The sequence below is a fragment of the Streptomyces sp. OR43 genome, from assembly GCF_008042275.1.
In the GTDB taxonomy this organism is placed as follows: domain Bacteria; phylum Actinomycetota; class Actinomycetes; order Streptomycetales; family Streptomycetaceae; genus Streptomyces.
In genome coordinates this window covers 1-18856 of the sequence record NZ_RDBK01000013.1, presented here as the reverse complement: position 1 = coordinate 18856, position 18856 = coordinate 1, and the positions used below count along the sequence as shown (strand labels likewise).

Below are 18856 nucleotides of genomic sequence, written 5' to 3'. Positions count from 1 at the left end.
GGGCGACACCGTGCGGCTCACCGTCCCGGCCGGGAGCCGGGCCGCGTGGACGGTCGTCGACCTGCTGGACTCGGAGCTCGTCGGCCGGCCGCACATCGAACTCCTCGCGGCCAACGTCCTTGCGTTCGGGGCCGATCCGACCGGCCGGCGCGACGCGGCGGGCGCGATCGAGAAGGCTATCGCCTTCGCCCGGCGCACCCACCTCACGGTGTACATCCCGCCGGGCACGTACCGCGTCGACCGGCACATCGTCGTCGACGACGTCACGATCACCGGCGCCGGCAACTGGTACACGAAGATCAAGGGGCGGGAAGTCGCACTCGACGAGCCCGCCACCGACGGCTCCACCCACACCGGGGTCGGGTTCTACGGCAAGGACGCGGCCGACGGCGGCAGCCGCAACGTCCATCTGTCCGGCTTCGCCATCGAGGGCGACGTACGCAGCCGCATCGACACCGACCAGGTCAACGGCATCGGCGGCGCGATGAGCGACTCGACCATCGAGGGTCTGCACCTCAGCCACACCAAGGTCGGCATGTGGTTCGACGGGCCGATGAAGAACCTGCGGGTCAGCGGCAGCATCATCGTCGACCAGATCGCCGACGCCATCAACTTCCACACCGGCGTGACCGATTCACGGGTGACGCAGACCTTCGTACGCAACTCCGGCGACGACGGCCTGGCGATGTGGAGCGAGAAGACCGCCAACGCCCGGAACACCTTCGACCACAACACCGTCCAGAGCCCGGTCCTCGCCAACGGCATCGCGATCTACGGCGGCACCGACACCACCGTCTCGGGCAACCTGGTCGCCGACCCGGTCCGCGAGGGCAGCGCCCTGCACATCGGCTCCCGCTTCGGCGCCGAGCCCTTCGCCGGGAAGCTGAACCTCGACGACAACACGACGGTCCGTGCCGGTACGTACGAGCTGAACTGGAACATCGGGCTCGGCGCGCTCTGGATCTTCGCCCTGGACAGGAGCATCGACGCCGCCGACATCCGGGTCACCGGTGACCACTACCTCGACAGCACCTACAACGCGATCATGCTCGTCTCCGACTGGGCCGTGAAGGACCAGTACGACATCGAGGGCGTCCACTTCAAGGACATCCGGGTCGACGGCACGGGCACCTCGGTGCTGAGCGCCCGCGCGGCGGGCGGCGCGAGCTTCGAGAACGTGGACGCGCGCAACGTGGGCGCGGTCGGCGTCAACAACTGCGGCTCGTTCCACTTCCCCGCGACCGGATCGGAGTTCTCGCTCACGGACGGGGGTGGCAACGACGGCGGGTGGCTCGCCCCCTGGATGCTGCCCCACACGATCACCTGCGACGACCGGCCGGCGGTCGTCCCGCCGCCGGCGCCGGGGGCGTGGTGAGGCGCGTGTAGACAGGGGAGGCGGGGCGCCCGGCATCGATGCCGATGCCGGGTGTCCGCGCGTCCGCCGGGCAGCCGGTTCCTCGGACCCGGTCATCCGGACGCCTGCCCGGGCCGCGGCCTTCCGGTAACGCCGGGAAATCCGCGGCCGGGCGTGTCACGCTTGCACAGGTGACCAGCAGAACCGATCCGGCACAGCACCTGAGCGATCTCGCGCGGCTTCGCCGCGTCCGGGACCGCATCGACCGGGAGTACGCCCAGCCGCTGGACGTCGAGGCGCTCGCCCGTGGCGTGCACATGTCCGCCGGGCATCTCAGCCGGGAGTTCAGACGGGCCTACGGCGAGCCCCCGTACGGCTACCTCATGACCCGGCGCATCGAACGGGCGATGGCCCTGCTGCGCCGCGGCGACCTCAGCGTGACCGAGATCTGCTTCGAGGTCGGCTGCTCGTCCCTGGGTACGTTCAGCACGCGCTTCACCGAACTGGTCGGGGTTCCGCCCAGCGTCTACCGGCGGCAGGCGGAGGAGGCGCAGCAGGCCGAGCAGGTCGGCGCGGGGGTGCCGTCGTGTCTGGAGAAGCAGGTCACGCGACCGGTCAGGAATCGAGAAGCGCCCGCCAGGAAGCCGGATTAGCGTGACGGACATGGACCTCAACATTCACTCCACGTTCCTTCCGCACAACGACCCCGACGCCTCCGTCGCCTTCTACCGCGACGTCCTCGGCTTCGAGGTGCGGGGCGACGTCGGCCAGGGCGCGATGCGCTGGATCACGGTCGGTCCCGTCGGGCAGCCCGGCACGTCGATCGTTCTGGAGCCGCCGTACGCCGATCCGTCCGTCACCGACGAGGAGCGCGCCACCGTCGTCGGGATGATGGACAAGGGCACGTTCGCCCGCGTCCTGCTGGCCACGCCCGACCTCGACGGCACGTTCGAGAAGGTGCAGGCCGGTACCGGCGAGATCGTCCAGGAGCCGACCGAGCAGCCCTACGGCGTCCGCGACTTCGCCGTCCGGGACCCCGCGGGCAACCTGATCCGCATCCAGGAACGGCGCTGAGCCGTCCCCCGGGAAACGACCACAGCCGCAAGCCGTACGAAGCAAGCCGACGGGACCGCGCGGGCGGTCCCGCCCATGGATGGAGACACGATGACCAGGGCCAAGAGGGCGGACACGGCGTCGGCCGCGCCGCACGCGGGCGACAGCCACGATCTGATCCGTGTGCACGGCGCGCGCGTCAACAACCTCAAGGACGTCAGCGTCGAGCTCCCGAAGCGCCGGCTGACGGTGTTCACCGGGGTCTCCGGATCCGGCAAGAGCTCCCTGGTGTTCGGGACCATCGCCGCCGAGTCGCAGCGGCTCATCAACGAGACGTACAGCGCCTTCGTGCAGGGCTTCATGCCCACCCTCGCCCGGMCCGAGGTCGACGTACTCGAAGGGCTGACCACCGCGATCAGCGTCGACCAGCAGCGGATGGGCTCCGACCCCCGCTCCACGGTCGGCACCGCCACCGACGCCAACGCGATGCTCCGCATCCTGTTCAGCCGGCTCGGCAAGCCGCACATCGGGCCGCCCAGCGCCTACTCCTTCAACACCGCGTCGGTCCGGGCGAGCGGCGCGATCACCGTCGAGCGCGGCGGCAGGACCAAGGCGGAGAAGGCGACCTTCCAGCGCACCGGCGGGATGTGCGTGCGCTGCGAGGGCCGGGGCTCGGTCTCCGACATCGACCTCACCCAGCTCTACGACGACAGCAAGTCGCTCTCCGAGGGCGCGTTCACCATTCCCGGCTGGAAGTCGGACAGCCAGTGGACCGTGCAGGTCTACGCCCAGTCCGGCTTCGTCGACCCGGACAAGCCGATCGCCAAGTACACCAAGAAGGAACTTCAGGCCTTCCTTTACGGGGAGCCCGTCAAGGTCAAGGTCAACGGCGTCAACCTCACGTACGAAGGGCTGATCCCCAAGATCCAGAAGTCGTTCCTGTCCAAGGACAAGGAGTCGATGCAGCCGCACATCCGCGCCTTCGTGGAGCGCGCGGTCACGTTCACCACCTGCCCGGAGTGCGACGGTACGCGGCTGAGCGAGGGTGCCCGTTCCTCGAAGATCAAGCGGATCTCCATTGCCGACGCGTGTGCGATGGAGATCAGGGACCTCGCCGAGTGGGTGCGCGGCATCGAGGACGCGTCGGTGGCGCCGCTGCTCGACGCGCTCCAGCAGACGCTCGACTCGTTCGTGGAGATCGGCCTCGGGTATCTGTCGCTGGACCGGCCCGCGGGCACGCTGTCGGGCGGTGAGGCGCAGCGCGTCAAGATGATCCGCCATCTCGGATCGTCGCTCACCGATGTCACCTACGTCTTCGACGAGCCCACGATCGGTCTGCATCCGCACGACATCGAGCGGATGAACAACCTGCTGCTGCGGCTGCGCGACAAGGGCAACACGGTGCTCGTCGTCGAGCACAAGCCGGAGACGATCGTGATCGCCGACCATGTCGTCGACCTCGGTCCGGGCGCCGGTTCGGGCGGCGGCACGATCTGCTTCGAGGGCACGGTCGAGGGGCTGCGGGCCAGTGACACGATCACCGGCCGGCACTTCGACGACCGGGCCGCCGTCAAGGAGGCGGTGCGCGAGGCCACCGGTGCGATGGAGATCCGCGGGGCGACGGCGAACAACCTGCGCAAGGTCGACGTCGACGTCCCGCTCGGCGTGCTCGTCGTCGTCACGGGCGTCGCCGGTTCCGGCAAGAGCTCGCTCGTCCACGGCTCGATTCCGGCGGGGGAGGGCGTGGTCTCGATCGACCAGAGCCCGATCCGTGGTTCGCGGCGCAGCAACCCGGCGACGTACACCGGACTGCTCGACCCGATCCGCAAGGCGTTCGCCAAGGAGAACGGTGTGAAGCCGGCGCTGTTCAGCGCCAACTCCGAGGGCGCCTGCCCCACCTGCAACGGTGCCGGGGTCATCTACATGGACCTGGCGATGATGGCCGGGGTCGCCACCCCGTGCGAGGACTGCGAGGGCAAGCGGTTCCAGGCGGCGGTCCTGGAGTACAAGCTCGGCGGCCGGGACATCAGCGAGGTCCTCGCAATGTCGGTGGCCGAGGCCGAGGAGTTCTTCGGCGCCGGCCCGGCGCACCTGCCGGCCGCGCACCGCATCCTCGACCGGCTCGCCGACGTCGGCCTCGGCTACCTCAGCCTCGGCCAGCCGCTCACCACGCTGTCCGGCGGCGAGCGCCAACGCCTGAAGCTGGCTACGCACATGGGCGACAAGGGTGGGGTCTACGTCCTCGACGAGCCGACCACCGGACTGCACCTCGCCGACGTCGAGCAGTTGCTCGGCCTGCTGGACCGGCTTGTGGACTCCGGCAAGTCCGTCATCGTCGTCGAGCACCACCAGGCCGTGATGGCGCACGCCGACTGGATCATCGACCTCGGCCCCGGGGCCGGTCACGACGGCGGCAAGGTCGTCTTCGAGGGCACACCCGCGGACCTCGTCGCCGCCCGCTCCACCCTCACGGGTGAGCACCTGGCAGCGTACGTGGGCGGCTGAAGCGGCGCCGCGGTGGCGGGCGGAGGGGCCCGGGGCTTGAGCCCCGGACCCCTCCGCCCGTTCGGTACGGGCGCTCAAGCCGCCCCTGGCCTCTGCGTCTGTCCGGTAGGGGGCGCGCACAAGCCCTTGGCCTCTCCGCCCGTTCGGTAGGGGGCGCACAAGCCGTTGGCCTCTGCGCCTGTTCGGCACGGGGGCGTACGGGCCGGGCGGTGTGCGCTGCTCTGCTGCGAGTGCGCCCCGGCCGATGGTGTGGTCGTGGCGGGATGGGGACCCGATTGTTTGTGATCTTGGTCAGGGCGGGCCGAGTGTCCGGCCCGATCTCCCTCCCCTTCCCTCACACCTGCACGAGGAGCCCCATGCGTATCCGTTCGGTCCTTTCCCTCGCCGCGTCCGCCGCAGCGGTCATGGCGCTCGCCACCCCGTCCCAGGCCGCCGACAACGGCTCCTACTTCATCCAGGACGCGCGCACCGGTGCGTGCCTGCTGACCAACGAGGGCTTCGTGGGCGGCCAGCTCGGGGCCTGTGGCAACGACTCGGTCTGGCAGGTCCGCAACCTGCCGAACGGTTCCGCGCAACTGGCCAGTGGCCGGGAGGAGTCGCGCTGCCTGGCTCTGTCCCCGGTGAAGATCTTCCCGCCGCCGGTGTTCCTGAGCCCGTGCGGTTCCTCGCCGGACCAGTGGACGATCGTGGGCCCGGACGAGGACGGAGCGCCGGTCGCCCTCCGGCTCACCCAGATCCCGTCCGCGGGCACGCTCACCGCGCGTGGCGGTGACCGGGCGACGCTCGCCGGTGACGGTGCGCCCGAGTGGACGTTCACCCGGGTCGGCTAGGCAGCGGTCGGCCGGCCGCATCCGGGCGCGGATACGGGCGGGGCGTGGGGCGTGGTGGGTCGCACGCCCGGTGCCCTGCCCGTGGTCCGTGCGCCTGTGGTCCGTGCCCTGCCCGTGGTCCGTGCCCCGCGGGGTCTGTGCCGTCCGCCCCGCGGCGCGATCCGCCGGGCGGGCGGTGTGCGGACGGGTGCGGCCGGCAGGATCAGAAGGTGATGACCGTGGCGCCTTCCAGGGTGAAGCGCAGGAACTCGTCCCGGGCCACCCGCAGGTTCAGCCCCCGCCCGGCGAGTCCGGCCTCGGTCCCGTCGGCCCGCGCCGCGTTGACGCAGGCGCCCACGGTCACGCCGCCGGCTATCAGTTCGTCGACCTGGCGGTTGAAGACCGCGCTCGCCCCGGAGGGCTCCGGATCGCCGAGGAGGCGCTGGGCCGGCCCGAAGCACAGCACCTCGACGGTGGTGTCGTGCTCGGCCGCGACCTCCTGGATCCGCTGCGCGACGCGGGTCCCTGTCGTGATCGAGGCGTCGTCGTCGTGGAACACGTGGATGACCGTCTTCGGCATCTGTCGGCAACCTTCCGCTCGGTGACCTGGCTGGGCAGGCGGAGACCGAACGTATCAACGGTCTTGAGGTATGGGACGCTCCGTCTCGGTGATTGATACGGGAGGGGGGCGGGCCGCGGACGTGCGGCGTCTGCGGGCCCGGCGCGTCCGAGCGGACGGACCGGTGTGGGGAGCTCCGGTTCGGCAGGCGGAGTGCGTGACCTGTGCCGATTTCGGGCCCGCGGAAGAATAAGCACGCTGAGTATGCATTTCGGTTACTCAGCGTGGAATGAATGGATCATGGAGATGAAGGAGCGGCACTGGCCGCTGTGCGGGAAGGCGGCCGGTCATGGCGGGTGACGGTGGCAGGGGCCCGGATGTCTCCGTGCCGGAGCGGGGGTCGTTCGCTGTCGACGTGCGGGACGGCCGGGTGGGCCGGGTGATGGGGTGGGTCGGGCCCTATGCGCAGCTGCGCCCGCCCGGAGGCGGTGCGGAGTGGGACTGTCCGGCCGAGTCTGTCCGCCCGGCCCCGCCGGGGCTCGCGCTGCGCGCGCGGGTCACCGAGATCAACCGCGAGGGGCAGTTGCCGCGGTGAGGCCGCGGGCCGGTCCGGGGGTCTGCCGGGGCGGGCCGCGGACAGCCTGCGGCGCGGCCCGGGATCGGGTGGGCGGGGGTCGCCGATAGCCTGCGGGCATGGTGAGCGTGAGCATGGCAAGTGATGCGCGACTGGCCGTCGACGCGGCGCAGGCGGGGGCGGCGGTGGTTCGTGGCATGTACGGGACCGTGCTGTCGCGTACGGAGAAGTCCGGCGGTGACTTCGCGACGGCCGCCGATCTCGCGGCCGAGCGGGCCATCCTCGACGCGCTGCGGGCGGCCCGGCCCGAGGACGCGGTGACGGGCGAGGAGAGCGGGGACACCGGTGCGGCCGGTGCGGAGCGCAGGTGGCTGGTCGATCCGCTGTGCGGCACGCTGAACTACGCCGTGCGGAACATGCTGGTCGCGGTGAACGTCGCGCTGCGGGTCGGGTCCACCGTCACCGCGGCCGCGTCGGCCGACCCCTTCGGCGGCGAAGTGTTCTGGACCGACGGCACACACGCCCGTGTCCGGAGGGACGGGGCGGACGAGGATATGGCGCCCTCGTCCGGCTCCCGGCTGGTCGACGTCAACCTTGACGCCCCCTTCCCGAGCGCACCGGACTTCCGGGCCGTACGCCTCCTCGCCGCCCCGGAGTTCGCCGAGCGGTTCCGGCCGCGTGTCGTCTCCACCACGCTGGCCGTGGCCTGGGTCGCCGCCGGGCGGCGGGCCGCGTACGTCACCGACGGCGACCTGCGTGACAGCGTGCACTTCGCCGCCGGGATCGCGCTCTGCGAGGCCGCCGGCTGTGTGGTGACGGACCTCCACGGCCGGCCGGTGCACACCGGCGCCGGCGGACTGATCGCGGCGGCCGACCGGGAGACGCACCAGGCGCTGCTGGAGATGGTGAGAGCTCAGGCGCCGTCCGGGCGGTGACCCGTTCGCTCCCCTCCCGGACGCTGCGCGGTGTGGAGGGCGGCACCCCTGTCGGCGTCGGAGTGCCGCCCTCCTGTCGTGCGACCGGTGCTAGGGGGCCGGGACTTCCCGGACGAGCGTCGAGGTCCAGGGGCAGAAGACGCCTCCGGGCAGGAAGGGGCCGCCCGCCTCGTCGAGGTGGTCCTCGACGTACGGCACCGTCGCGTCGCAGATCTCGATGGCGTAGTCGAAGAAGCCCACGCTCTGCGGGTCGAAGTGGAAGCTCCATCGCGGGTTGTAGTCGGCCTGGCGCTTCACGATGCGGCCGACGACGTGCGGCCGCTCCGTGGTCTCACCGTTCACCAGGGCCCTGGCGTGGTTGATCTCGCGCTCCTCGACCAGCTTCACGACGAACGTGCTCCGCGTGATGTCGGTCATCTCGAAGTACGCGGGCGCGACGGCCGCGTCGCGCGCCCCCTCCCGGCTCTGGGTGGCCTGGGCGGGCTGGGCTGCGGCGAAGGCGAGCATGGCCACGGCCGCGAGACTCGCGGTCTTCGTGAAGAGGTGTCGCATGACGATCTCCAGGGGTGTGGTGCGGCCATGATGATCATGGTCGCTCGTTACGGAAGGTAGCGAAATGATGACGCAAAGTGAAATCGGCGCGCTGCCGAACACCCCGCCCTGGAGTGCGGGGTGTTCGGTGCGTCGCTCACACGATCGTGGGACGCTGAGGAAAGCGGCCCAGTGCCGCTGAATCGTCGATCTACGCTCCCCGGACAGGCTTCAGGAGAAGGGACCCGCGATGACCGCCGCGATGGTCGAACACCAGCAGGACTCTGAAGGCCGCCCGTGGGACTACCTGCTTCATACCTGGCAGGAACTGGACGTGCCCGAGGGGTGGCGCGCCGAGATCGACGAAGGGCAGATCGTCTTGGTACCGCCGCCGCATGCGCATCACAACGGGATCGCCGCCAAGGTCCAGCGCCGGCTCTACACGCACCTGCCCGAAGAGCTGGAGATCTATCAGACTCTGGGGGTGCACGTGGCGCCCCTCGACAAGTTGTACGTTCCCGACCTCGTGGTCATGCCGGCCGAGTTGATCGATGCCGCCGACTCCGAGAGCAGCGATCCGGTGGATGTCTCCGAGGCGCTTCTCGTCGTCGAGATCACGTCGAAGGGCAACGCCCGCGACGACCGCACCAAGAAGTACCGCGCCTATGCCCGCGCCGGAGTGCCGATGTACCTGCTGATCGACCGGTTCGACACGCGCGGGGCGATGGCCACGCTGTTCACGGAGCCCAACGAGGACGGTACGTACAAGCGCTCCGACCCGGTGCCGTTCGGAAAGCCGCTCGCGCTGCCCGCGCCCTTCGACGTCACGTTGGCCACGGACGCCTTTCCGGTCTGAGGCCGACAGCGAGAGCGGCGGCACCCCGSCGGGGTGCCGCCGCTCTCGTGGATCCGTGGTCCGTCAGACCCCCGCAGGTTCCTTCGCGGGAGTCTCCGGGCCGGCGCCGGCCGTGGCCGGGCCGGTGGCCGCGGTCGTGGAGGCGGCCGGCTCCTGGGAGACGTTGAACTCCGCCAGCAGGTCCTTGCTGAAGCCGAAGAAGTACGTGGCGACGAAGCCCGCCAGGTAACCGACGACCAGGCCGCCCGCGTAGATCGCGATGGTCGCACCCAGGCCGTGGTTGCCGTCCAGCAACGGGAACAGTGCCCAGCCGGACGGGCCGATCGCGGTGGAGCCCACCGCGTCGCCGAGCTGGTTGAAGAAGCCGACGAACGCGCCGCCGAACGCACCGCCCACGCACGCCGTGATGAACGGACGGCCCAGCGGCAGCGAGACACCGTAGATCAGCGGCTCACCGACACCCAGGAAGCCCGCGGGCAGGGCGGACTTGATGGTCCGGCGGATCGACTCGTTGCGCGGGAGGCGGAAGTAGACCGCGATGGCCGCACCGACCTGGCCGGCGCCGGCCATGGCGAGGATCGGGAGCAGGACCGTGTAGCCCTGCTGCTCGATCAGCGTGGTGTGGATCGGGATCAGCGCCTGGTGCAGGCCCAGCATGACCAGCGGCAGGAAGAAGCCGCCGAGGACGAGACCCGCGCCCGCACCGCCGTTGGACAGCAGCCAGTCGGCGAACGTACCGATCGCGGTGGAGACCTCACCCGCCACGTACATCAGGCCGAAGATCGTCACCAGACCGGAGACCAGGACCGTCAGGGTCGGGGTGACCAGGACGTCCAGCGCCTCCGGCACCCAGCGCCGGCACCACTTCTCCACGTACACGGCGAGCACCGCCGCGCCCAGGGCGCCGAGGACACCGCCCTGGCCGGGGGAGAGCTTCTGGCCGAACGCCTCGATGTTCGCGACACCCGGGAAGACGATGATGGCCGCGACCGCGCCGCCGAGGATCGGCGTGCCGCCGAACTCCTTCGCCGTGTTGTAGCCGACGAAGACCGCGATCAGGGCCATGAAGCCGGACGCCATCGCCGCCAGGGCCGGGGTGACCGAGGGCAGCCACTCCAGGTTGACCAGCAGGCCGTTGAGACCCGCGATGATGCCGCAGCCGATCAGGGCCGGGATCAGCGGGACGAAGATGTTGGCGATCTTGCGCAGGAACAGCTTGAACGGGGTGGCGTTCTTCGCCTTCCTGGCGGCCTTCATCTCGGCGCCCTGCGCGGCCAGTTCCTCCGCGGTGAGCGGAGTGGCGGCCGGGTCGGGGGCCGGGGCCGATTCCTGGCCCTCCTTGACGAGCTTCTCGAACTCGGGGGTGACGCGGGCGACCGTACCGGGACCGAGAACGATCTGGTACGTGTCGTCCTCGACCACGCCCATGACGGCGGGCACGGCCTTCAGTGCCTCGTCCTGGACGAGCGAACGATCGCGCAGACCCAGCCGGAGCCGGGTCATGCAGTGGACAACGGAGCTGACGTTCGCGGCGCCACCGACGAGCGGAAGGATCGCGGCGGCAGTGGCGCGGTTCTTGTCTTCTGTAGCCATGGTGCGTGGTGCCTTGCTGTGCGGGGGAGCGGAGGTGGTGCCAGAGGTCAGGTGGTGCGGGGGGCTGCGGCGAGGGCGGCGCGGAGGTGGCCGTCGGACGCGGACAGCAGGGTCGCGGCGGTGGGACCGTCGACCTGGCCGAGGATGGTCAGGATGGCGTTCTTCACCTCGCCGTCGGTGGCGGCCAGCGCGGCCTCGATCTCGGCGTCCGAGGCTCCGGTGGCCAGCGAGACGATCCGCCGGGAACGGGCGCGGAGCTTCTCGTTGGAGGCGCGCACGTCGACCATGAGGTTCCCGTACGTCTTGCCGAGCCGGATCATCGTGATCGTCGAGAGCATGTTGAGGACGAGCTTCTGTGCCGTGCCCGCCTTGAGCCGGGTGGAGCCGGTGAGCAGCTCGGGGCCGACGACGACCTCCAGGGGGTGCTCGGCGGCGGCGCCCAGCGCGGAGTCCGCGTTGCAGGACAGGCCGATGGTCAGGGCGCCCCCGGCGCGGGCGTGCTCCACGGCCCCGATCGCGTACGGAGTACGGCCGGAGGCGGAGATGCCGACCACCGTGTCCTCGGCGGTCAGGCCCAGCGCGTCGAGGTCGGCGGCGGCCAGCTCCTTGCTGTCCTCCGCGCCCTCGACGGCGGTGACCATCGCGGACGGGCCGCCCGCGATCAGACCGATCACATCGGCGGGGTCGGTGTTGAAGGTGGGCGGGCACTCGCTGGCGTCCAGGACGCCGAGCCGGCCGGCGGTGCCGGCGCCCGCGTAGATCAGCCGGCCGCCGCGGGCCATGCGCGCCGCGATGGCGTCGATCGCCGCGGAGATCTCGGGCAGCAGCGCGGCGACGGAGGCCGGCACGGTGCGGTCCTCGTCGTTCATGATCCGGGCGATCTCCGAGGTGGCCAGCCGGTCGATCTCGGCGAGCTCGGGGCGGAACGCCTCGGTGGTGAGGGTGGCGAGCTGGGCGCGCAGCTCGCCGTAACCGTCGGGGGTGGTGGCGTCGGCGTCGGTGAGGGAGGTCATGGAGAGCGGCTCTGCTTTCTTGAACTCGTACGGTTTTGCGGGTGCGGGTGCGGGTGCGATGGTCTGCCGCTGGTCAGCGGGTGCGGGGTGTGTGGCGGTGGGCCAGCGCCTCGTAGGACGCGGCAAGGGCGGGGGCGGCCGTCTCGTACGTACGCTGCGCGACCCCGATGAACAGGCAGTCGACGACCAGCAGCTGGCTCGTACGGCTCGACATGGCGGCCGGGCGCAGCTCGCTCTCGCGGGCCGTGGACGTGGTCAGTACGACGTCGGCGTACTGCGTGACCGGGCCGTCGGGGCGGCCGGTGATCGCGATCGTCGTGGCGCCGCGGTCGAAGGCGACGCGCAGCGGCTCGATGACGTCGCCCGTCGAGCCGGAGTGCGTGATCGCGATGGCCACGTCGCCGGAGCGCAGCTGCACGGCGTTGGTCACCGCGAGGTGCGGGTCCATGTTGGCGTGCGCGATCAGGCCGATACGGGCGAGCTTCTGCGCCAGGTCCTGGCCGACGAGCGAGGAGGCGCCCACGCCGTAGATGTCGATGCGGCGGGCGGTGGCCGCCGCGGCCACGGCGGCACCGAGCTGTACGGTGTCGAGCCCGGCGGCGGTGTCGGCGAGGGTCTGCTGCTCGTCGTAGGCGAGCTTCGCGACCACGTCGGCGATCGGGTCGTCGACCGCTATGTCCGCGGTGACGGCGGGCGCCCGGCCGGACTCCTGATGGGCGGCGAGACCGGCCAGCGCGAGGCGCAGGTCGCGGTAGCCGGGGTAGCCGAGGAGGCGGGCGGTGCGGACCACGGTCGCCTCGCTGGTCCCGGTGAGCTCGGCGAGACCGGTGACCGTCAGGGCGGCGCAGCCGGCCGGGTCGCCGGCGACGGCCTCGGCGACCCGCTGCATGGAGCGGGTCATGGACGGCGCGAGCGTCCGCACCTTCGCCGCGAGGGCTGCCGGGGCGGGCGGCGATTCGGCGCTGAAACTTTCCTTCAGGTCATTGGTCACCTTTGAAAGATATTTTCAACCCCGGTGTCCGTCAACCCCCCTTTGGTCCCTACCTGTGGCAGCCCGCGTGCGCGCCGGGCGCCCGGTGCGCAGGTGGACAATGGCTGCATGGAGCTGAATCCCCTGGAGCAGGCACTGCACACCGCCCGCGCACTGGTCATGGCCGATCTCGCCGCCGGAGACGTCGCCGAGGCGCAGATCGTCTCGCTGGTCGAGGACGCGGTCACGCACCGCCGCTGGTGGGTCGAGCAGTGGCCGGACGGGGTGGAGTTCGTCGTCGGTCTCGTCGCCCAGGACGTCCAGGACGCGCTTCTGGAGCGGTACGGCCGCTGGCCGCTGTGCCCGGTGTGCGACGCGGGCGACCCGCACGCCCTGGACGTCGAGCCGGAGCTCGGACCCGACCCGCACTGGGTCTGCACGAAGGCGGCCGTGGCCGTCGCCCCGGTCGGCTCGCTCACCGGGATACTGCGGCCATGACCCTCTACATCGACCCGCCGGACTGGCCGGGCCACGGGCGCTTCTGGTCGCACCTGGTCAGCGACGTGTCCTTCGAGGAACTGCACACTTTCGCGGCGTCCATCGGCTGCCCGCCGCGCGCCTTCGAGCGGGACCACTACGACATCCCGGCGGCGCGGTACGAGGACGCGGTACGGGCCGGAGCCCGGCAGATCGGCTCCAAGGAACTGGTGCGCCGCATCACCGAAGCGGGCCTGCGCCGCCCCAAGCACCGCCCCGCGCCCGGCTGACGGCCCGCCCCCGCTCAGCCCGCCGACGACGGCGCGCACGCCGCCGCGTCCCGCGCCGCCTCCCGCGACACCGCGGCCGGGGCGCCCGCCACCCGCCGGGACGAGGCGTTGCGGCTGCGCTGCAACCGCAGCGAGAGGACCACCGTCACCAGCGCCAGCACGGTCATCGCCGCCCCCGCCCACGCGGTGGCCTCGAAACCGAAGTCCAGGTCGATCACCGTGCCGCCCAGCCAGGGCCCGCCGGTGTTGCCCAGGTTGAACGCGGCGGTGGTCGTCGCGCCCGCCAGCGTCGGGGCGGCGCCCGCGACGTTGAACATGCGGGCGTTCAGCGCCGGAGCCGTGTAGAACGCCGACAGGCCCAGCAGGAACGACAGCACGATCACGGCGGCCTGGTTCGACGCGAACAGGGCCAGCGCCGCCAGGAACACCGTCGACGCCGCGGTCCCGCTCAGCAGCACCCCGAACAGGTGCGCGTCCGCGACCCGGCCGCCGATCACCGTGCCGATCAGCGCACCGATCCCGAACAGCGCGAGCACGGTCGGCACCCAGCCCGAGTCCAGCCCGGCGACGTCCGTCAGCAGCGGCGCCAGATAGCTGAACGCGCAGAACACGCCGCCCGCCGCGAGCGCGGTGAGCACGATGGAGAGCCACACCTGCCGGTCGCGGTAGATGGTGAGTTCCCGCTTGAGCTGCGGCTTCTCATCCGGCAACGGGATCCGGGGGATCAGCGTCGACACCCCGACGAGCGCCACGGCGGAGGCCACCCCGACCGCCCAGAACGCCGATCGCCAGCCCAGGTTCTCGCCCAGGAAGGCGCCCAGCGGCACCCCCAGCACGTTCGCGACGGACAGCCCGCCGATCATCACGGCCATCGCGCGGGCCCGCTGGTTCACCGGCACCATCGCGATGGCGACGGCCGCCCCGACCGCCCAGAACCCGGCGCACGCGAGCGCGCTGATCACCCGGGAAGCGAAGAGCACCTCGTACGTCGGCGCGAGCGCACCCGCGACCTGGCCGAGGCCGAAGACGGAGATCAGCGCGATGAGCGTCGTACGGCGCGGCAGCCGGAGCGTGGCCACGGCCAGCAGCGGGGCGCCGACCACCATGCCGATCGCGAAGGCGGATATGAGGAGCCCGGCCCGTGGGATCGACACGTTCATGTCGTCGGCGATGGGGGGCAGCAGCCCGGAGAGCATGAACTCACTGGTGCCGAGGGCGAAGACCGAGAGGCCGAGGATGTACACGGCCAGGGGCATGCGGGAGCGGCGAGCGGCAGGTGTGGCTCTCCATCGTGCTCACCGCGCTCGCGGCGGGCGGCGTGTTCGTTCGTCTCAGTCGAAGAGCCCGAGCTCGCGCTCCCGTACGCCCTCCAGCTCGTACCGGGTCCCGACCAGCGGCCGGTCCGCGCACAGCCTGATCAGGGTCGCCCCGTCGCCCCGGTACCGCCCGGTGCGCGGGCCGCGCTCAGTGCGTGAGCAGCTCCAGCTCCGTGGCCAGGTTGTGCCGGGCCCGCGCCTCCCACTCCGCCGCCCCGTACGGCGTACGGAACAGCCTCGGCAGCTCCAGAAGCTGCCGCAGCACCGCCGCCCGGCCCTCCCGGAACGCCTCGTCGGGGACGAAGCCGTACTCCTCGCGCACCCGGGCCGCGTACTCCGCGTACTCCTTGGGCGGCGCCGCGAGGATCGCGAGGTCCGCGTCGCACAGCGCCTCCCCGTTCGTGTCGCCGGCGGCCGGGTCGTGCGTGACGGTGAGCCGGACCAGGCGGGCGACCTCGGCGGTGGTCGCGGCGGGCACCCCCGCCTCGGTCAGGGCGCGCTCGGCGAGGACCGCGCTGCGCTCCTCGTTCTCGGACCGGTCCGGCCGGTACACCGCGTCGTGGAACCACGCGGCCAGCCGTACCGCGTCCGCGTCCTCGGCGTGACCGGCGAGCGTGTCGAGGTGGCCGAGGACCGCGGCCAGGTGGGCGGTCGTGTGGTAGCGCCGCTGGGGCTCGGCCCACCGCTCCAGGAGGTTGTCGGCGTACGGCGACGGGTCGGGGCCCTCGTCGCCGCCCCGGGCTGCGACGAGGCACTCGTACCAGCGTTCGCGGAGCGTGTCGGCCTCACCGCTGCCGGGGGTCCGGTCGATGTCGTCCATGCCCCCGAGGTTAGAGCGTCCGGCCACCGGATGGTGGTCCTCCGGTTCGCCGAAGGCCAAGTCCGGTGACGGCTGGGATGGTTGGCTGGGCCCATGGCTGACGAACGTGATCCCGAGCTTCCCGGTCTCCTCCTGCGTACGGAGCGGGACGCCCTCCTCCCGCTGCTGCGGTCCGCCGAGGACGGCGACTTCGCCCTGCGCACCGCGTGCCCCGGCTGGACGGTGCGGGACGTGATCGCGCACTGCGGGTCCGTGCTGAGCCGGGTGGTGGAGAGCCGCTTCGGGCCGGATGTGTTCGGCCCCGAGTGCAACGACCGGGACATCGCCGAACGCGCCGGCTGGACGCACACGCAGATCGTGGACGAGCTGGAGCGGGGCATGACCGACGCCGGCCCGGCGATCGCCGCGGCGGGCGGGATCCTGGACGCGGTGGCGCTGGGGGAGTGGGTGCACGCGGGGGACGTGCGCGAGGCGTGGGGGCTGCCCGGGGCGTACGAGGGCCCGGGGTTCCCGCACGCGCTCCGCCTCCTCGTCCCGCGCGCCCTGCGCCGCAAGGTGCCGCTGTTCGTCGCGGAGCTGACGGACAGCGGGCGGGAGGTGGCCATCGGCGTGGAGCAGGAGGGCCGGGCTCCCGGGCGGTACCGGGGCGACGGGGCGACCCTGATCAGGCTGTGCGCGGACCGGCCGCTGGTCGGGACCCGGTACGAGCTGGAGGGCGTACGGGAGCGCGAGCTCGGGCTCTTCGACTGAGACCGACCGGCGCACGGGGGCGGCGTCGCGGGGCTCCTTCACCCACCCCCTGATTGCCGGTCGGTCTGAGACGGACCGGCGCACGGGGCCGGGCGGGCGCTACCGTGCGGCCGTGACGAATCTGACGAACCTGCCGGGCGGCGCCGGCCGACCGGACCCGCCGGTCGCGCCGGTCGCGGTCATGGACCTCAACGCGGACCTGGGCGAGGGCTTCGGACGCTGGACGCTCACCGACGACGAGGCCCTCCTCGCCTGTGTGACCAGCGCCAACGTGGCCTGCGGCTTCCACGCGGGGGACGCCTCCGTGATGCGGCGGGTCTGCGCATCGGCGGCCGACCGGGGCGTACGGATCGGCGCGCAGGTCTCGTACCGCGACCTGGCCGGATTCGGGCGTCGCGCCATGGACGTACCGGCCGCCGAACTGGCCGCCGAAGTGGCGTACCAGATCGGTGCGTTGCGGGTGTTCGCCGAGGCGGCCGGTTCCCGTGTCGCGTACGTGAAACCGCACGGCGCCCTCTACAACCGCACCGTCCGCGACGACGAGCAGGCCGCGGCCGTCATCGAGGGCGTCCGGCTGGCGGGCGGGGACCTGGCCGTCCTCGGGCTGCCCGGCTCCCGGCTGCTCGCCCGCGCCGCTGAGGCGGGCCTGACCGCCGTCGAGGAGGCCTTCGCCGACCGCGCGTACACCCCGCAGGGCACCCTCGTGCCGCGCGGCGAGCCCGGCGCGGTCGTGCACGACGCGGACGAGGTCGTACGCCGCAGCGTGGGCTTCGCCGTCGACCGCGGCGTCACCGGGGCCGACGGCGGCCGGATACCGGTCGTCGCCCGGTCCCTGTGCGTCCACGGCGACACCCCGGGCGCCGCCGCACTCGCCCGGCGGGTGCGGGCGGCGCTGGAAGAGGCGGGCGTCGCGGTGCGGGCGTTCGCATGAGTGCGGGAGAGCGGACCGGCAGGCCGCTCGCCGTGCCCAGGGCAGAGGCACAGGCAGGACGGTCCGGCCGGCCGCTCGTCGTGCTGCCCGCCGGGCCCCGGGCGCTGCTGGTCGAACTGGACGGCCGGGAGGCCACGGAGGCGTTCCACGCGGAGGCGCTGCGGCGCCGCGCGGCGGGCGAGCTGCCCGACGTGCGTGACATCGTGCCCGGCGAGCGGACGGTCCTGCTCGACGGCATCGCACGGGACGCCGTCGCCGGGCTCGCCCGGGAACTGCCGGCCTGGCACATACCGCCGCCGCTCCCCGACACGGCCGCGGCGGTGGAGCTCCCCGTCGTGTACGACGGTCCGGACCTCGCCGATGTCGCCGAGGCATGGGGCGTGAGCGTCGCCGACGTCCCCCGCATCCACGCCGGGACCGCGTTCCGGGTCGCCTTCTGCGGGTTCGCCCCCGGCTTCGGCTACCTGACCGGCCTGCCGGACCACCTCCATCTGCCGCGCCGGGCGACACCGCGCACCCGGGTCCCGGCGGGCGCCGTCGCGCTGGCCGGCCCGTACACCGGGGTGTACCCGCGCCCGTCGCCCGGCGGCTGGCAGCTCATCGGGCGGCTCCCGGACCCCGGCCCGCTGTGGGACCCGCACCGCGAACCGGCCGCGCTGCTGGGGCCGGGCGCGCGGGTGCGGTTCGTGGAGGCGGCACGGTGACGGCGGCTGTGGGGCGGCCCGGGGCCTTCGAGGTCGTCCGCGCCGGGGCCCTGACCACCGTGCAGGACGAGGGCCGCGCCGGACTGGCCCACCTGGGCGTCGGACGGGCGGGCGCCCTCGACGCACCCGCCGCAGCGCTCGCCAACCGGCTCGCCGGCAATCCCGTCACCGCGGCCGTCCTGGAGACGACCGCCACCGGCTGCGCCGTCTGCCCGGACCGGGCGGTGCGGGCGGTCGTCGGCGGTGCGCCGTGCCGGGTGACGGTGGACGGGCGGCCGGTGGCGTGGGGCGCCGCGGTGCGGGTGCCGGCGGGTGCGGTGCTGGACGTGGGGCCCGCGGCGCACGGGCTGCGCAGCTATCTGGCGTTCGCGGGCGGCGTCGCGGCGGAGCCGGTGCTCGGCAGCAGATCCGCCGACCTGCTCTCCGGGCTGGGCCCGGCGCCCCTGCGCGACGGTGACGTACTGCCGCTGGGCCCGCCCCCGCAGGCCGGCGTCCCGCCCGCCGACGCGGTGCCGTGGCCGGGCGCGCCCGGCGGGCTCGTGCTCCCGGTGTACTTCGGCCCCCGCCACACCTGGTTCACGCCCGCCGCCCTCGTCACGTTCACGACCGAGGCGTACCGCGTCGGCGCGCAGAGCAACCGCATCGGCCTGCGCACCGAGGGCCCGCCGCTGGAGCGCGCCCGTACCGGCGAGCTGCCCAGCGAGGGCATGGTGCTCGGAGCCGTCCAAATACCGCCGGACGGCCGCCCGCGAACGCCAGATAGCTGCGCAGCCCGTGCGCCGCGGGCCCCACGTCCAGCACCGCACCCGCCGGCAC

The 18856-nt window shown here is 72.6% G+C and carries 21 protein-coding genes; 14 read left to right on the top strand and 7 right to left on the bottom strand.

Annotated elements, in window-relative coordinates; translation table 11 throughout:
* The 5 genes from EAO72_RS08495 to EAO72_RS08475 all read left to right on the top strand — a co-directional run.
* Nucleotides 1-1375 (top strand): glycosyl hydrolase family 28-related protein (locus EAO72_RS08495; RefSeq protein ID WP_148016659.1); only part of this gene is annotated, 1375 nt, incomplete at its 5' end.
* A 170-nt stretch (nt 1376-1545) separates the two neighbouring features.
* Complete coding sequence (locus tag EAO72_RS08490; RefSeq protein ID WP_187284972.1) at nt 1546-2007, top strand: helix-turn-helix transcriptional regulator; 462 nt, start codon at nt 1546-1548, stop codon at nt 2005-2007.
* Between the two features lie 10 nt (nt 2008-2017).
* Nucleotides 2018-2428, top strand: a complete 411-nt coding sequence (locus EAO72_RS08485; protein ID WP_148016630.1) for a VOC family protein — start codon at nt 2018-2020, stop codon at nt 2426-2428.
* A 90-nt stretch (nt 2429-2518) separates the two neighbouring features.
* Nucleotides 2519-4912, top strand: coding sequence for an ATP-binding cassette domain-containing protein (locus EAO72_RS08480; RefSeq protein ID WP_148016629.1), 2394 nt, complete (start codon nt 2519-2521; stop codon nt 4910-4912).
* A gap of 356 nt (nt 4913-5268) precedes the next feature.
* Nucleotides 5269-5742 carry a hypothetical protein gene (locus tag EAO72_RS08475; RefSeq protein ID WP_148016628.1) on the top strand — a complete coding sequence of 158 codons (474 nt, stop codon included), beginning with the start codon at nt 5269-5271 and terminating at the stop codon, nt 5740-5742.
* Between the two features lie 202 nt (nt 5743-5944).
* Here the strand turns inward: EAO72_RS08475 and EAO72_RS08470 are convergent, their stop codons facing one another.
* Nucleotides 5945-6301, bottom strand: a complete 357-nt coding sequence (locus EAO72_RS08470) for a hypothetical protein (RefSeq protein ID WP_148016627.1) — start codon at nt 6299-6301, stop codon at nt 5945-5947.
* Nucleotides 6302-6629: 328 nt separating this feature from the next.
* Here EAO72_RS08470 and EAO72_RS08465 point away from each other — a divergent pair, with 328 nt between their 5' ends.
* Together EAO72_RS08465 and EAO72_RS08460 are read left to right on the top strand one after the other, a co-directional pair.
* The gene (locus tag EAO72_RS08465; RefSeq protein WP_148016626.1) at nt 6630-6875 is read left to right on the top strand and encodes a hypothetical protein; all 246 of its coding nucleotides are present in this window, start codon (nt 6630-6632) and stop codon (nt 6873-6875) included.
* Between the two features lie 113 nt (nt 6876-6988).
* Nucleotides 6989-7789 (top strand): inositol monophosphatase family protein, encoded by an 801-nt coding sequence (locus tag EAO72_RS08460; RefSeq protein ID WP_410090146.1) that lies wholly within the window; start codon nt 6989-6991, stop codon nt 7787-7789.
* 90 nt (nt 7790-7879) lie between these two features.
* Here the strand turns inward: EAO72_RS08460 and EAO72_RS08455 are convergent, their stop codons facing one another.
* Nucleotides 7880-8341, bottom strand: coding sequence for a BP74-related protein (locus tag EAO72_RS08455; protein ID WP_148016624.1), 462 nt, complete (start codon nt 8339-8341; stop codon nt 7880-7882).
* A 229-nt stretch (nt 8342-8570) separates the two neighbouring features.
* Between EAO72_RS08455 and EAO72_RS08450 the strand changes: the two genes are divergently transcribed.
* Complete coding sequence (locus EAO72_RS08450) at nt 8571-9176, top strand: Uma2 family endonuclease (RefSeq protein ID WP_148016623.1); 606 nt, start codon at nt 8571-8573, stop codon at nt 9174-9176.
* Nucleotides 9177-9239: 63 nt separating this feature from the next.
* Here the strand turns inward: EAO72_RS08450 and EAO72_RS08445 are convergent, their stop codons facing one another.
* The 3 genes from EAO72_RS08445 to EAO72_RS08435 form a co-directional block, all read right to left on the bottom strand.
* Complete coding sequence (locus EAO72_RS08445; RefSeq protein ID WP_148016622.1) at nt 9240-10769, bottom strand: PTS transporter subunit EIIC; 1530 nt, start codon at nt 10767-10769, stop codon at nt 9240-9242.
* A gap of 47 nt (nt 10770-10816) precedes the next feature.
* Nucleotides 10817-11782 carry an N-acetylmuramic acid 6-phosphate etherase gene (murQ, locus tag EAO72_RS08440; protein WP_148016621.1) on the bottom strand — a complete coding sequence of 322 codons (966 nt, stop codon included), beginning with the start codon at nt 11780-11782 and terminating at the stop codon, nt 10817-10819.
* 73 nt (nt 11783-11855) lie between these two features.
* Nucleotides 11856-12773 carry a MurR/RpiR family transcriptional regulator gene (locus tag EAO72_RS08435; RefSeq protein ID WP_148016620.1) on the bottom strand — a complete coding sequence of 306 codons (918 nt, stop codon included), beginning with the start codon at nt 12771-12773 and terminating at the stop codon, nt 11856-11858.
* A 108-nt stretch (nt 12774-12881) separates the two neighbouring features.
* Here EAO72_RS08435 and EAO72_RS08430 point away from each other — a divergent pair, with 108 nt between their 5' ends.
* Both EAO72_RS08430 and EAO72_RS08425 read left to right on the top strand, forming a co-directional pair.
* A complete protein-coding gene (locus EAO72_RS08430) occupies nt 12882-13250 on the top strand; it encodes a hypothetical protein (protein ID WP_148016619.1) in 369 nt (122 codons plus the stop codon).
* Complete coding sequence (locus EAO72_RS08425; RefSeq protein ID WP_148016618.1) at nt 13247-13519, top strand: DUF4031 domain-containing protein; 273 nt, start codon at nt 13247-13249, stop codon at nt 13517-13519. The genes EAO72_RS08430 and EAO72_RS08425 overlap by 4 nt, the downstream gene beginning before the upstream one ends.
* 14 nt (nt 13520-13533) lie before the next feature.
* Here the strand turns inward: EAO72_RS08425 and EAO72_RS08420 are convergent, their stop codons facing one another.
* Both EAO72_RS08420 and EAO72_RS08415 read right to left on the bottom strand, forming a co-directional pair.
* Entirely contained in the window at nt 13534-14775 is a 1242-nt protein-coding gene (locus EAO72_RS08420; RefSeq protein WP_148016617.1) for a Cmx/CmrA family chloramphenicol efflux MFS transporter, read from the bottom strand.
* Nucleotides 14776-14983: 208 nt separating this feature from the next.
* Nucleotides 14984-15655, bottom strand: coding sequence for an HD domain-containing protein (locus tag EAO72_RS08415; RefSeq protein WP_148016616.1), 672 nt, complete (start codon nt 15653-15655; stop codon nt 14984-14986).
* Nucleotides 15656-15748: 93 nt separating this feature from the next.
* On the opposite strand from EAO72_RS08415, the gene EAO72_RS08410 reads away from it, so the two are divergent.
* From EAO72_RS08410 to EAO72_RS08395, 4 genes are all read left to right on the top strand, one after another.
* Nucleotides 15749-16405, top strand: a complete 657-nt coding sequence (locus EAO72_RS08410; protein ID WP_148016615.1) for a maleylpyruvate isomerase family mycothiol-dependent enzyme — start codon at nt 15749-15751, stop codon at nt 16403-16405.
* A 181-nt stretch (nt 16406-16586) separates the two neighbouring features.
* Entirely contained in the window at nt 16587-17336 is a 750-nt protein-coding gene (locus tag EAO72_RS08405) for a LamB/YcsF family protein (RefSeq protein ID WP_148016658.1), read from the top strand.
* The gene (locus tag EAO72_RS08400; RefSeq protein WP_148016614.1) at nt 17333-18040 is read left to right on the top strand and encodes a 5-oxoprolinase subunit B family protein; all 708 of its coding nucleotides are present in this window, start codon (nt 17333-17335) and stop codon (nt 18038-18040) included. The genes EAO72_RS08405 and EAO72_RS08400 overlap by 4 nt, the downstream gene beginning before the upstream one ends.
* Nucleotides 18037-18856, top strand: an 820-nt coding sequence (locus EAO72_RS08395) for a 5-oxoprolinase subunit C family protein (RefSeq protein ID WP_187284971.1), incomplete at its 3' end; no start/stop codon positions are given. The genes EAO72_RS08400 and EAO72_RS08395, both read left to right, overlap by 4 nt.

What these genes read in the sequence shown, in the direction of transcription:
- EAO72_RS08460 (WP_410090146.1), top strand. Translation starts at nt 6,989, where the DNA reads ATGGCAAGTGATGCGCGACTGGCCGTCGACGCGGCGCAGGCGGGGGCG.
- EAO72_RS08485 (WP_148016630.1), top strand. Translation starts at nt 2,018, where the DNA reads ATGGACCTCAACATTCACTCCACGTTCCTTCCGCACAACGACCCCGAC.
- EAO72_RS08465 (WP_148016626.1), top strand. Translation starts at nt 6,630, where the DNA reads ATGGCGGGTGACGGTGGCAGGGGCCCGGATGTCTCCGTGCCGGAGCGG.
- EAO72_RS08405 (WP_148016658.1), top strand. Translation starts at nt 16,587, where the DNA reads ATGGACCTCAACGCGGACCTGGGCGAGGGCTTCGGACGCTGGACGCTC.
- EAO72_RS08455 (WP_148016624.1), bottom strand. Translation starts at nt 8,341, where the DNA reads ATGCGACACCTCTTCACGAAGACCGCGAGTCTCGCGGCCGTGGCCATG.
- EAO72_RS08430 (WP_148016619.1), top strand. Translation starts at nt 12,882, where the DNA reads ATGGAGCTGAATCCCCTGGAGCAGGCACTGCACACCGCCCGCGCACTG.
- EAO72_RS08410 (WP_148016615.1), top strand. Translation starts at nt 15,749, where the DNA reads ATGGCTGACGAACGTGATCCCGAGCTTCCCGGTCTCCTCCTGCGTACG.
- EAO72_RS08425 (WP_148016618.1), top strand. Translation starts at nt 13,247, where the DNA reads ATGACCCTCTACATCGACCCGCCGGACTGGCCGGGCCACGGGCGCTTC.
- EAO72_RS08445 (WP_148016622.1), bottom strand. Translation starts at nt 10,769, where the DNA reads ATGGCTACAGAAGACAAGAACCGCGCCACTGCCGCCGCGATCCTTCCG.
- EAO72_RS08420 (WP_148016617.1), bottom strand. Translation starts at nt 14,775, where the DNA reads ATGCCCCTGGCCGTGTACATCCTCGGCCTCTCGGTCTTCGCCCTCGGC.
- EAO72_RS08475 (WP_148016628.1), top strand. Translation starts at nt 5,269, where the DNA reads ATGCGTATCCGTTCGGTCCTTTCCCTCGCCGCGTCCGCCGCAGCGGTC.
- EAO72_RS08450 (WP_148016623.1), top strand. Translation starts at nt 8,571, where the DNA reads ATGACCGCCGCGATGGTCGAACACCAGCAGGACTCTGAAGGCCGCCCG.
- murQ (WP_148016621.1), bottom strand. Translation starts at nt 11,782, where the DNA reads ATGACCTCCCTCACCGACGCCGACGCCACCACCCCCGACGGTTACGGC.
- EAO72_RS08400 (WP_148016614.1), top strand. Translation starts at nt 17,333, where the DNA reads ATGAGTGCGGGAGAGCGGACCGGCAGGCCGCTCGCCGTGCCCAGGGCA.
- EAO72_RS08415 (WP_148016616.1), bottom strand. Translation starts at nt 15,655, where the DNA reads ATGGACGACATCGACCGGACCCCCGGCAGCGGTGAGGCCGACACGCTC.
- EAO72_RS08470 (WP_148016627.1), bottom strand. Translation starts at nt 6,301, where the DNA reads ATGCCGAAGACGGTCATCCACGTGTTCCACGACGACGACGCCTCGATC.